Genomic DNA, 13,076 nt, shown 5'->3' with positions numbered 1-13,076 from the left:
CATTTTTCCTGCCTCAAAACAGACCACTTGATTAAGCGAATTGGTATTAGATTTAAAGCCACCTTTTAATAAGTACAGCGTACTCTATTATTCTTTTGTTTGCATGTTTTTTGCGCGCTCTTCAGCTTCAATTAGTGCTTGTGATTTAGGGGCGCGTTGCTTTTCTTCCACTTTCGGTTTTTGTAGTGAATTTGGATCCCAACTTTCATCAAGCGATAAGTTAGCAAATGGGTTACTGCTTTGTGGCGGTATATCAGGCTTAGTGGGTTCAACTGGCGATACCTTTACTTGTTCTGGTTTTATCGCACTTTTTTTAGTGGGTAAGGGGGCGTTGGGATCGAAGGTGCGTATTTCAGGCTCTTTAAAGTCGTGCTCGGTAGGTGGCGTTAACGGTGAGCGCGGTTGTTTAGGCGAATGTAAGTCTGCCTTTGGTTGTTGAGGCGAAATGGGCTCAGCTGCAATAGGTGCTTCTTTTTTAGTCGTTGGTACAGGTTCGCTAGGCTGATTAACCGGCTTGCGCTGTTTTTTGATTGGTTTGGCTTCGGGATCAAAGTCTCTTACTTGTGGCTCTGCATGCTCGGTGGCATTTTTTATCCGTTCTAAAGTGGCTTTAGCGGCGGCTTCAAACTCTGCGGTATTCGGGATTTGCTTTACTTTAGCTGTGCTCACTTCGTTTGCGTTTGGCTCGGCACTTTCGGTTGTTGTTTTTGGCTCGCTTTTGCTGGTATCAAGAGTCTTAGATTCATCAATAGCAGTACTACTTTGCTTGTCATCGCACTTAGTAGGGGGAGCAGCTAGTGGCATACTGGTATCGGCAGGCTCGTTATTTTGCTTAACATGGCGTAGGCGCATTAATACAACAACCCCAATTATTACCACTAAGAGTAGCGCCACACTGGGTAATACTAGCGACAACATATTTGATTTTTTAGGGATTGATGAGGCAACACCGTTAACTTGCTCTGTGGCATTTACGGTAACCGGCATGGCCGTTTGTAAAGGCTCTACTGTTGATTTTGTAACTGCTGGAGTTGTGTTGTTTTGCGTGGTTGTATCAATGCTAGGCTGATCATTTGTTGCAGCATCAGTTTGTTCATCGTTTGTTGTTTTGTTGCTTTGCAGCTCATTAGGCTCGGTAATTGCTGATGCTGGAACAGTTGTACTTTGAGTATGTTTAATACTTTGCTCAATATCTGGCTCAGACGCTGTTGCTACTGTTTGTTCAACGTTTGATTTTGCGCTTTGCTGTGTAAGTGATGACTGGGTTTGACTCTCTGCAATAGGGATATTTACAACAGATGAAACAGGCTCAGTTACTTGCGGTTTTGTAATCTCAGGGATGGGTTGTTCAATAATGGGTTGCGCTTTAGGCTTTGCTGCTGGTTGAGTACGTGCCGGGTTACTGCAGTTTTTTTTGTAGTCGCGAGCGGCGTTACGGTACTTACGGCTAGTTTTGTCGTTACTATATTGCTGCATTTCTTGTTTTATAAGAATGCACATTGCTTCGTTATAAGCGACACTGCTGGCACTATAAAACAAAGTAAAACAAAAAAGTAAGCAACTCAGTAACGGTTTCATAAAACTCAAAAGCGGTTAAGCATCAATGCACTAATTTTAAGCGTAAAGTAAAAAATTATCTAGGGCTTAGCAATTTCGCGCGCTAAGCCTAAATTAGTCAATCACCATTAAGCTGCGGTACTCGTCGTAAGCAAATTGGTCAGTCATGCCGCTTATGTAGTCTTGAATGAGTCTACATCTGTAATAAAACTCATAAGCTGCAAAGTGGTCGGGCTCTTCTTGCATGGCATTTATAGCGTGCTGATAGCTACTTAAGTGTTTTTTAGAGAGTTTTTTAACTAATCTCGATTCTATTAATAAACGGTTGTCGCCATGTAGTGCGCGTTTAAAGTCGTCGCTAGTTAATTGCAGTAACGGTTTATAGCATTCTAGTAGGCCGTTAATAATACGGTAGCCTTGTAGTTCGAGCTTTTCGACCTCTTTATGAGAAAATACATGCTCAAGTGCCACTTGTTTTAGGGCTTGGGTTACTGCATGCAGGTAGCTGCGGTCTTCTAATAATGCATGGTTAAAGTCACCATGATAAATTGGCTCTATGTTTTCAATAAAGCGTTTAGCAGCATGATTTACTAATGGGTGCAGTAACGATACACGCAAATAAATAAAAAATTCACTATTAAAATTAAAGGGCTGTGCTTGCGCGCGTTCAATAGCGTAATTAATTGCATCATCAACAAAGCTTTGATGTTGGGTGTCGTTTAAGGCTAAGTTAATTAACGCTTTTTGATACTGTTTTTTTAGTTGCTCGCATAATAACTGTGTGGTGATTATGTCTTTTTCTACCGCATCTTCTATGTCAGCCAAGCAATAAGAAATATCGTCAGCGGCTTCCATTATGTAACTGGCTGGGTGGCGGCAATTCGGCTCCATTTTGAGCTCAGTTTGCAGTGCCTCTACAAAGCTTTTTTCACTGTAGTAGTAGCCCACTTTTTTCATAATGTAGTTTTTATTTTGTGGGATATCTTGCTTCGCTAAGCTGGCAGGGCGGGTGTACTTTAAAATTGCCGCACTTTGGCTGTAGGTTAAATTTAGGCTGAGCAATGAGTGAATAATACGTATGCCTTGGGCGTTGCCTTCAAAACTGCAAATATCTTGCGCTAAATGTTTAAAAATAACGCCTATACTGCTATTGGCTGTTTGGCAACGCTCAGGCGTAATACTGGCCAAGTTAGCATTAAACCAATTATTAATGGCGGCCTCGCCAAAGTGACCAAATGGCGGGTTACCAATATCGTGCATTAGGCAGGCCATCTCTACTAGGGTTTCTAGCGGGCGTTCTAAGCCTGATAAACCATATTCTTTTTGCTGTTGGTAATTTAAGTTGGCAAAAACACGCTGCACAATAAATCGACCAACTTGTTGTACTTCTAATGAGTGAGTAAGGCGCGAGCGCACGGCTGCATTGCGTTCAAGCGGAAATACTTGGGTTTTTTGTTGCAGCCGACGAATGGCTGCACTATTAATAATTCGGCCACGATCGCTCTCAAGCGCCATTTGTAAATTGGCCGTCGTGCGCTGCATACGCGCTGGGGTGATTTTGCTGCTGAAGTCGATCATGGCAATCCTTTTATTTTGCACGTTGGGCTCTTATTAAGTGCACAGTTATATTTTTTAGTGAGCCATCTTTAATCTATCAGCATGTATCATAAAGTAACAACTTGCTTTAGTATTATTTTTTATAAAATTAACATACATCTATAGGTGTTTAAAATGAAGTTGTGGATCACAAAGGCAGTCTGTTTTTGCCTTTTATTAGGGATGAGTAATGCGTTTGCAGCCAAAGAGCAAACTGTAGTGATGATTTCAATTGATGGCTTGCGTTGGGATTATATTGAAAAGCACGGTGCACCCAATTTAAAAGCAATGGCTGAGCAAGGGGTTAGAGCACAAAAAATGCAGCCAGTTTACCCTACTAAAACGTTTCCAAATCATATTTCGGTGATTACTGGTTTACTACCCGTTAACCACGGTATTGTTGACAATAAATTTTGTGACAAAGCGCGCAATAATCAATGCTACAGCATGGGTAAAGGCCAAAAAGACAGTACCTGGGTACGTGGTACTCCATTATGGAATTTAGTAAAAATGCATGGGCTTAAATCGGCGGTGTATTTTTGGCCTGAGTCGGATGCGCGCTTTAATGGTATGACGCCAGACTACTATTTTCATTATTCTAAACAAGGTGACTACCAAGACAGAATTGACCAAATTGTACAATGGTTAAGTTTGCCTCAAGCGCAGCGCCCACGTTTTGTAGCCAGTTACTTTTCGCTGGTTGATAGTATGGGGCATGAGTTTGGCCCAGATGCAGTACAAACACGTGACGCTGTTCATAAGTTAGATGCTTTAGTGGGGCAATTACGCACTCGCTTGAGCAAATTATCTCAGGATATTAATTTAGTAATTGTTTCTGATCATGGCATGGCACAGGTTGATCCTGAGCAAAGCATTATTGTTAGCAGTTTACCTAAAGATGATAATTTTATTATTGTGAATACCGGTCCTCGTTTACTTATTTATACTAAAAGCGATGCTAAAAATGCGGATATTGACGCGTATAAAGCACGTTTACAAAAAGCGGCTAAGGGGCGTTATAGTGTTTTAAGTAGCGAACAGCTTGAAGGCTACCATTATAATAGCGGGAGTAGAGTGGGCGATATTGTGGTGCAAACCAATGCGCCTGCGGTATTTAGTAACGGTACTAAAGCGCCTTATTTAGGTACACATGGCTATGCTTATAGTGATGATATGGCAGCCACCTTTGTAGCAACAGGTCCTGCGTTTAAAAAAGGGGTAAGTATTGAGCTGGTGAATAATTTAGATATTTACCCTGTACTTGCCAAGGTAATGGGGTTAAAGCTAATGAGTAAAGTAGATAGCGATGGCAAAACGTTAATGCCTGCAATAAAAGCAGTTAATCATTAAAAAGAGCGCCGAGGCGCTCCGCAAGGGAAACTTAATTGGTGTAAATGGGTAATAATTTACCCATTTATTTAATGCTAATTCTTAGAATTGGGTTTATTTAAAGTTAGCAATACTGGTTTTTGTGTCGGTTACAGTACGAATAGCATATGCTTGGTTGGTTACACCAAATGAAATGCCGTTTACGCTCCAATTTGGGTTAGAGAAATAATCGTACTGAGTTGCACTACCAAACACATGCGGGTAAGCCATAATACTGGCAAATTCATTTTGTACACCGTGGCCCATACCATCAACATATACGCCACCGGCCGTATCGCCTTGCTTACGAGAATGCGCCAAACCTTGGTTATGACCTAGTTCGTGTACGAACGTTGTAGCTCCACAATCAACGGCTGTTATTGAATACATACGGTTACTCATTGAGCTGTATAAATTGCCATTCGTACCTTGACCAACCCATGCTAGTCCACAAGAGATTAAACCGCTGCCTGCACTTTGGCCTGTGCCTAATACGGCTACCATGTCGGCTTTCCAATCATTACGTAAACCATCTACGTAGCTGCTATTTGTCACAGCGTTAAGCCAATCTTCTGAAGGGGTTATTGCATGGTTGCCTAAGTTTTGAGAACCGACTAAACGCAGTGTTATATCAACGCCATTTTGACTATATACTTGGTTACTAAAAGCAATAAGCTGATTAATTTTAGTATTAATATTGCTGGTAGCGGCAGCTGATTGGTCGGTATATAAAATACCAATATCAATTGTTTCTGCTGACACTGTGCTAGCGGCACATAATGCCGTTGCAATAGCGGCTGTTGATATTATTTTTTTCATAGTCGTATTTCCTTTCTTTTGTAATTGCAGTTTTACTGCTGAGTCATCTTGGTTGAGGTTAAAAATTAAATTGAGGGTGATTCTTCATCACTGGGCGCAAAAGGATCTCCACCGTCAGTATTTTTTGGTGCGGGTTCACCTACTTGGTGTTCTATATGGTTTTTATATAAATCGCGTTTTGCTGCAATCCAGCCGTATTGGCCTTTGCTTTCAAAAACATAATTGCCACTAGGGGCAGTAAATTGACCATAAACCGCGTCATTACCAACGGTTAATATAGTGGTATGCAACGCTCCATTAGCGCCAATCACTTGGCCAACAATGCTTTTATCACCGTTACTGGCATTGGTAACATTCGTTATTTCAGCGCTGTAGGTTTCTGCGGTTTGCGGTATAGCTAGGTCAAAATTATCCCCTGTTTCAAGGGTTTTAAGCGCTGCTAGATCAAATTCTATATAGGCTTCATTTTGTAAATCGGTAGGCAGTACTTTTGCCGCTTTAAGTATTTCTTTGGCCTTGGTTGAAGGTTTATTGATTGCGTCAAATGAGTTTTCAATAACTGCTAACTTTGCTTTTGAAGGGGCGCCTTTTATAGGATCTTTACTCATATCGATTGGTAATGGCTTACGTGTTTGTTTTGCAAATTCAGAATCAACAGGAACGATATCAATAGCTATGGGGGCTTCTACCTCATCGGTTTTATTCTGATTATTAAGCAGCGTATATATGGCAAATACAGACAAAGGAATAGCGATAATTAAAACAATGTAACGTTTCATCTGTTTCTCTTTTAGGGTTATTGGTGAACTAATTGTTAAGTTTTATATTAAAAATAGGATGAGATCAAATTTAAATTGTAACCATAAAGTGTTAATGGGTGTTTTTGTAACTTATTGTAAGTATTTGCTTTACCTTTTTTAGGTATTTGTTTTTGATTTAATAAGTGTGGTTTTTTGTAGTAATGACGCACCCTGTGGCATGTTTTTAGGTACGTATGTGTTTTTTAAATTGCAATGATTTTGAAAGACAAAACTGACCAATAAAATTTTTTAGCAACGTGATCATTATTCATTATTCATTATTCAAAATTGCAAAGTATAAATAGGCAAAGTATGTTGTAACATTAGGGTTTCTTAATGAGGGAATTATGGCAGGGACTGATCAGTTACTTAGTCGCACTATGGCGGGACTTGTTGCCGTTATTATTGGTTTTTCAAGTTCAATAGCATTGATTTACCAAGTGGTGATCACTTTAGGTGGCACACCTGAATTAGTGGCAAGCTGGATATTAATGCTGGGCTTGGTAATGGGCAGTACCTCTATTGTGTTGTCGTTTTATTATAAAGTGCCTATTTTAATTGCATGGTCTACCACTGGGGCTGCATTACTAATTTCAAGCGCCCAAGGCTATAGCCTACCTGAAGCGATAGGTGCATTTATGCTCTCAGCCTTATTGGTGCTGGTGTCGGGGATAACGGGGTGGTTTGAAAAAATCATGAACCGTATTCCCAGTGAACTGGCTTGTGCCATGTTAGCGGGGGTATTAGTCACATTTGGCATTGATGTGTTTAACTTTATGAACGATATGCCATTAGTTATTGGTTTAATGGTGGTGGTGTACTTTATTGGTAAGCGCTTTTTTGCCCGTTTTGCGATGCTAAGTGTGTTGCTAGCGGGTATATTTTTAGCGTGGTATATGGGCAATATCGATACCAGTACCGTGCATTGGCAAGCCAGTAGTTTTACTTATATTGCACCAAGCTTTAGTTTGCAGGCATTTGTAAGTATAAGTATTCCTTTATATATAGTAACTATGACCTCACAAAACTTACCCGGCTTCGCTATTTTGAAAGCACATAATTATAAGGCGCCTATATCATCGTCATTAACTGTGACCGGGTTAATAAATTGTGTGACGGCTCCCTTTGGTACCTACTCTATTAATCTAGCAGCCATAACAGCGGCTATTTGTATGAGCGAAGAGGCCGATAAAGACCCTGATAAGCGTTATTGGGCAAGTATTGCTGGTGGCGTGTTTTACATAATTATGGCGTTATGTGCGGCTATGTTAGTGGCAATTGTGGCAAGCCTGCCACAGGCCTTAGTATTGGCGCTGGCGGGTATTGCTTTGTTTGGCACTATTGCCAATAGTTTGCAGCAGTCTTTGCATAGTGCTGAATATACTGAAGCGGCCATTATTACTTTTTTAGTCACGGCCTCAGATTTAACTTTATGGTCGGTGGGCTCTGCTTGTTGGGGAATAATTGCCGGAGCAATCACATTAATAGTGACACGTAAGCGCTAAGCGAAGCTTTGAGTTATAAGTTGTCAGCTATCAGAAAGTGATACAAGAGAAAGCGCGAGATATACTCGCGCCTACAAGCTTTCACCGCACTTGGCTAATCTCCAGCTGAACGCTGAGAGCTAAAACCTAACCGCTGCTCTCTTTTTTATAGCATTGGCTTTAACACATCAAACATGGCGTCGATGTGATCGTCACGATCATTTAGGGCTGCAATGTATCGGTATTTTTCGCCGCCAGCTTCTTCAAAAATTTCTCGGTTTTCACCTTCTAATTCTTCAAGTGTTTCAAGGCAGTCGGCGCTAAATGCAGGGCTGATAATTGCGATATCTTTAATTCCTTCGCTAGGTAAGCTCTCAAGAGTTGCATCTGTGTATGGTTTTAACCATTCAGCTTTACCAAAGCGACTTTGAAAAGTAGTAATCACTTTATCTTTGTCTAGCCCTAGTTTTTCAACCACTAAACGCGTGGTTTGTTGGCATAGGCAGTGATATGGGTCGCCATTATCTAAAAACTGTTTAGGCATACCGTGATATGAAAACACCATTCTTTGTGGCATTCCGTGTTTTTCTAAATCTTCGCTAATGCTGTTAGCGAGTGATTCTAGGTAGGTTGGGTTTTTGTGATACCCATTTACAAAGTGCAGCTCTGGCACCCAGCGCCATTTTTTTAATACATTGGCAACCGCATCAAATGTGGAGCCTGTAGTTGGGCTTGAATACTGCGGGTAAAGCGGCAGCACAATAATACGGGTTAAACCTTTGTCTCTAAGCTCTTCAAGGCCCGCTTCGATTGATGGATTACCATAGCGCATCGCCATAACCACTTCGGTGTTGGTATAGCCATGGTGTTTTAATAAAGCATTTAATTTAAGGCTTTGCTGGCGTGTAATGTGAGTAAGCGGCGAGCCATTTTCGGTCCATATACTTTTATATAATTTAGCTGAGCGTTTTGGGCGAATACGCAAAATGATGCCGTGAAGAATGATCATCCACACTATACGTGGTATTTCTACAATACGCGGATCTGACAAAAACTCACGTAAGTAAACACGTAACGCGCTTGCTGTGGGGGCATCGGGGCTACCTAAGTTGGTTAATAAAATACCTGTTTTTTGGTTAAAACGCCCGTCGTGGGGATTATCGGTAACGGCAGAAAATCGCGACACTGTGTGCTCCTTCAAGCAATATATTTGAAAGTAACTATTATGGCTTAGTATAACGAATAAAAGAGCATTTTAGATCAATCATTTAGCCGTTTTAACCATAATTCTAAACGGAGTCGGCTTTTTGGCTTCGAGTTGTTGTAGCTTAACAATCGATTTTGAATTGAAAACATGCCCTTTGGGTAAAAGCATAATACCTGTATGGCTGTGCAGTGAGTTTGCCAGTGTCATACTCTCTTCAAGTTCTTGAGCGCAAATTACTTTAATTGAGCCAATAGACGTGTCTGAGGCCATAAGCTGTGCATGACTTGCCTCAAGCGATTTTACTATTTTTGGGTGATATAAGCTGTCACTGCCAAGCTTAATATTATTAAGTGCCACCTCATGACGCATTTTTGTAGTTAATAATGGGTCGCTTTGCTCATAATGCTCCCAATAATCACGAGCAACGCTGAGCACCATAGCCCCAATGGGGATATCGTTTTTAGCAAGTCCTTTGGGTATTCCTTGGCCGTTGTAGCGTTCGAATTGATGATAAATTGCATCAGAAACATCACTTAAATGAGTCGCAGGCATGAGCATTAATTGTGAAATACTCGGGTGGGTGTAAAACGTTTTGCGCTGTACTTCATTGAGCTCGTTAATAGGTTTGTTGTAAAGCTCAGGGTCCATCGCAAGTAAACCAATTTGAGCTAAATACCCTGCAATAGGCGCAAGCGTGATACTTCTTTGCGATACATTAAGGTAACGTGCTATTTGCGTGCATGTGCCGGCAATGTTCTCGGCTCTTTTACCATCGAGATAGGGATTTGCATTAATAAAATTATAAAGCAGTTCAACAGTAGATTGATGCTCTCGTTTTTCACTTTCATTAGCGACTTCAAGTTTTTTCAGCACGCTTCTAATTTGTTTTGTTCGCTTGTCGACGAGTTGTTCTAAATTAGTATTAAGTTCTTTTAGCTGCTGATTTTGTTGATTTACTTGAAGTTGTAAAATTTCATTTTGTTTTTTTAGTCTAAACTTTTCTACACCCGATTGGATAACGCTAATTAAGTGATCATTTTGCCAAGGTTTTTGCACATAGGCATGAATGCCTCCTTCGTTAACCGCACTTATTGTTGACTCTAGATCAGAAAAACCAGTTAATAAAATACGCTGGCTATCGGGAGCGATTTTTCTCGCTTTAGCTAAAAACTCCGCCCCACTCATATGTGGCATACGCATATCACTAATAACGACGTCAAATTCCTTTGCATGCATTTTTTCAAGTGCATCTTGGCCACTGGTTGAAACACTCACATCAAATTTATATTGGCGTAATAAACGAACTAAAGATTTAAGCACATTGGCTTCATCATCTAAGCATAAAATACTCGGTGGTTGTTGATTTAATTGCTCTAATGGGTCAATGTCCGTCATTTTTTTACCAATAAGAAAGTGTATTAAATGGCTAAAGTTAGTCTAAGTTTTGCTTGTAAACAACTGATTTATTTAAGCCGTATCAAGATACTGTACTTTAGCAGTACGTAAATCACAGCGGATAGGATTAAATACCATAGCGCAGTACCTTGGTTTGCAAATATTTTAACTATATTACTCTTAAAGTTAACGATGATTATTACAGCTTACTTACACAAAATCAGTGCTGTAAATAGAGCTTATTCAATCGGTTTGTTAGCATTTAAAATAGTGAGTACATCGTCAGTTAGTTTGGGTTTTTTAGGTAAGGTAATATAAAAAACAGTACCTTGGTTTAACTGGCTTTCAACTCGAATTTGACCACTATGCTGCTCTATAATTGCTTTGCTTATAGCCAGCCCTAACCCTGTGCCTTGGCCTATTGGTTTTGTAGTATAGAAAGGGTCAAAAATTTTATTTAATTTGTTCTCATCAATTCCACTGCCATTATCGGCAATAGTTATATAGGCATTTTTTTTATCGGCTTTAGTGGTAATACTGATCACTCCAACCTTGTCGCAAATGGCTTGAGCGGCGTTAAAAAATAAATTTAAAAATACCTGAGAGAGCTGGGTTGAACGCCCTGTGATGATAACGGGTTCTGTGTTGTAGTGTTTTTCAACGTTGGCGTTATATTTAATTTCGTTCCAGGCAACACGTAATGTGTTATCAATGAGCTCGGTTATATCAATATCGCCAATTTGGGTTTGATCCGGATGAGCAAATTGCCTTAACCCTTGAACAATCTCCTTAACTCGATCAGCCCCTTCAGTCATTTCAGCAATGATATCGCTTGAGTCTGTTTGTAATTCATCAAATTGGTAATGCTGTAGTGTATCTACTAATGTTTGCTGCGTTATGGCTTTTTCTGCTTTGAGTGTGTTAATTAAATGACTAAATTGCTCAAGGTTGTAAGCCAAATTTTGGATATTACTAACAATGTAGCTTAAAGGGTTATTTATTTCGTGTGCTACGCCTGCCGCCATTTGCCCTAACGAAGCCATTTTTTCAGAGTTGATTAGCACTTGTTCAATGTTGCTTTGTTTTTCCTCCATTTCTTTTTGTTTTACAAGTAAGTTTCGTTTTTCAAATTGTGAAATCGTATTCCCTGCAAAACTGACAAAGCGTTGCATTAAAGTAATATCGTGCTGATTAAACGCGCCAATTGTTTCAGAAAAAATATAGAGCTGGTAGCTCTCTGTGCTGGTACTTACTGGAGTGGTGAGCATTGCATGCTGCGAATTCCAAAAAGGATCGGTTACTTGCCAATTAGGAAGTTGGTGTAAGTTAAATACATTTTTAATGTTTCTATTCGGTTTATCGAGCACTGTAAGCTGGGTAATTATTGCATCGCTATGAGGGTGCGATGCTGTAACTAATGTAGATAATTCATCACTGGGATTTATTTTAATTAAAATAGCCGCAGAAAAAGAGATCGCTTGTTGCAAAATATTAAAAAACTCAGTGAGTAAGGTTTCTGTGCTGTCGTTTTTTAAGATTGCATCTAGGCCGTCTAAAATCAGGCTGTTAAGGGCACGGTTTTCTTCAAGTGCTAAATTATGAACCTGTAATAAATGCAGTTTTTCTAATAGTATTTCGTTGGTAGTCATACAGAATCACCAAATATTTCGCATGAGATCATTAAGTTACCGTGCTTACTAGTTGAGTCGCTAAATGTGCCAAGTTCTCCAAAGGTAAAGCCCATAATAAACGGTGTGTTGGGTAATTGTGCTGCAATAGAGTGTTTTACTTCTTGCATTGCACTTTGAATAGATAACATGCAGCCGCCACAAAAAATAATAATAGCGCCCTTTATATTTTTTATTGCATGTAAGTCAGCCAGTTTGGTCAGTGAAGAAACGACCATATCGCCTCGTTTTATTAATTGTTCAGGGCTTCCCGAAGCAAGATAAACAGTATCGCCAACGCTTAAATTTGAAAATAATTCTAGCGTGCCATTTTCAGCTACCGCTGGGTGGCTTAGCAGCAGCCTAGGAATATCATCATCAGAGGAAAGGGCTCTTGCCAGTGGGGTCATCGTTGATTGGGCAAGTATATTTCCCGCTTTTAACTGTTCAAACCCTATGTTTTTTCGCCACTGATTATAAACATCAAAGGCGGGCTGGTTATCGATAGTATTTAATATGCGACCATCAACGTTTGTAACTGTACCCAGCTGGTCGGTTTTATCATAGCCTGAACTATAAAAGCCGAATGTTTCTACCGAGGGGTATAACACTGCAATAATAAAGCCTTGTTGGTATACATTTTTAGTATCGCTAAAGCACCACTTTGCTGAAATGTCGTTGTCGGCACAACTTCCTCCAAAAACAGGTATACGCTGCCCGATAGCATCTTGAATTCCTTGTAATACCAACTCCTCATTACCTGGAACTTGAAAACACCAGACCATTTTTGGGGCGAGTCCAGTTTGGCCTGCATTAGCAATGGCTTCGAGTACGGTTTGAGCAGCATTTTCTCTTAGATTATCGGTTGCATTACAACTTGCAATTCCATAATGACCCGTTGAGTCTTTGATAGAGAATAAACTAATACTTTGCTCATTTAACGATAAATTTTTTTCGGTTGATGAGCCAAGACAGGAAGAGATGATTAAGCAATTTTGAGTGTTTTTTATCAAGTTGGGCTGGCTATTATAAAGATATTTAATGGTATCGGTTGTAGCAAACCCGAGCAGTAAATCGGGACTGTTGTTTGTAAACTGACTTACAGGTTTGATAAATTTATCTATATCGCTGCCGTGAGTGTGAAAAGTTTCAATGGCGAACATAGATGCCCCTTGGTAATAAT

10 protein-coding genes are annotated in these 13,076 nt (G+C 40.0%); 2 read left to right on the top strand and 8 right to left on the bottom strand.

Annotation, left to right across the window (positions count from 1 at the left end; genetic code table 11):
* Nucleotides 1–87: 87 nt before the first annotated feature.
* Entirely contained in the window at nucleotides 88–1,578 is a 1,491-nt protein-coding gene (locus MTF66_RS10260; protein WP_248527156.1) for a hypothetical protein, read from the bottom strand.
* A gap of 93 nt (nucleotides 1,579–1,671) precedes the next feature.
* The gene (gene dgt, locus MTF66_RS10255) at nucleotides 1,672–3,135 is read right to left on the bottom strand and encodes a dGTPase (RefSeq protein ID WP_010389524.1); all 1,464 of its coding nucleotides are present in this window, start codon (nucleotides 3,133–3,135) and stop codon (nucleotides 1,672–1,674) included.
* A 153-nt stretch (nucleotides 3,136–3,288) separates the two neighbouring features.
* On the opposite strand from dgt, the gene MTF66_RS10250 reads away from it, so the two are divergent.
* Complete coding sequence (locus MTF66_RS10250; protein ID WP_248527155.1) at nucleotides 3,289–4,503, top strand: alkaline phosphatase family protein; 1,215 nt, start codon at nucleotides 3,289–3,291, stop codon at nucleotides 4,501–4,503.
* A 93-nt stretch (nucleotides 4,504–4,596) separates the two neighbouring features.
* Here MTF66_RS10250 and MTF66_RS10245 read toward each other — a convergent pair whose 3' ends face one another.
* Both MTF66_RS10245 and MTF66_RS10240 read right to left on the bottom strand, forming a co-directional pair.
* Nucleotides 4,597–5,340, bottom strand: coding sequence for a M12 family metallo-peptidase (locus MTF66_RS10245; RefSeq protein WP_010389522.1), 744 nt, complete (start codon nucleotides 5,338–5,340; stop codon nucleotides 4,597–4,599).
* A 65-nt stretch (nucleotides 5,341–5,405) separates the two neighbouring features.
* Entirely contained in the window at nucleotides 5,406–6,119 is a 714-nt protein-coding gene (locus MTF66_RS10240; protein ID WP_248527154.1) for a hypothetical protein, read from the bottom strand.
* A gap of 368 nt (nucleotides 6,120–6,487) precedes the next feature.
* Here MTF66_RS10240 and MTF66_RS10235 point away from each other — a divergent pair, with 368 nt between their 5' ends.
* Nucleotides 6,488–7,645: a benzoate/H(+) symporter BenE family transporter gene (locus MTF66_RS10235; RefSeq protein ID WP_010389519.1), complete on the top strand. Its 1,158-nt coding sequence runs from the start codon at nucleotides 6,488–6,490 to the stop codon at nucleotides 7,643–7,645.
* Between the two features lie 145 nt (nucleotides 7,646–7,790).
* On the opposite strand, the gene hemH is transcribed toward MTF66_RS10235, so the two are convergent.
* The 4 genes from hemH to MTF66_RS10215 form a co-directional block, all read right to left on the bottom strand.
* A complete protein-coding gene (gene hemH, locus MTF66_RS10230) occupies nucleotides 7,791–8,810 on the bottom strand; it encodes a ferrochelatase (RefSeq protein ID WP_248527153.1) in 1,020 nt (339 codons plus the stop codon).
* Between the two features lie 78 nt (nucleotides 8,811–8,888).
* Complete coding sequence (locus MTF66_RS10225; RefSeq protein ID WP_248527152.1) at nucleotides 8,889–10,226, bottom strand: HD domain-containing phosphohydrolase; 1,338 nt, start codon at nucleotides 10,224–10,226, stop codon at nucleotides 8,889–8,891.
* Between the two features lie 239 nt (nucleotides 10,227–10,465).
* A complete protein-coding gene (locus MTF66_RS10220) occupies nucleotides 10,466–11,875 on the bottom strand; it encodes a sensor histidine kinase (protein WP_248527151.1) in 1,410 nt (469 codons plus the stop codon).
* Complete coding sequence (locus MTF66_RS10215; protein ID WP_138570283.1) at nucleotides 11,872–13,056, bottom strand: FIST signal transduction protein; 1,185 nt, start codon at nucleotides 13,054–13,056, stop codon at nucleotides 11,872–11,874. The genes MTF66_RS10220 and MTF66_RS10215 overlap by 4 nt, the downstream gene beginning before the upstream one ends.
* Nucleotides 13,057–13,076 lie beyond the last annotated feature (20 nt).

Source organism: Pseudoalteromonas sp. 2CM39R (genome assembly GCF_023161845.1).
The sequence above is the reverse complement of the archived record's forward strand: the minus strand, read 5'-3'. Positions and strand labels throughout refer to the sequence as shown.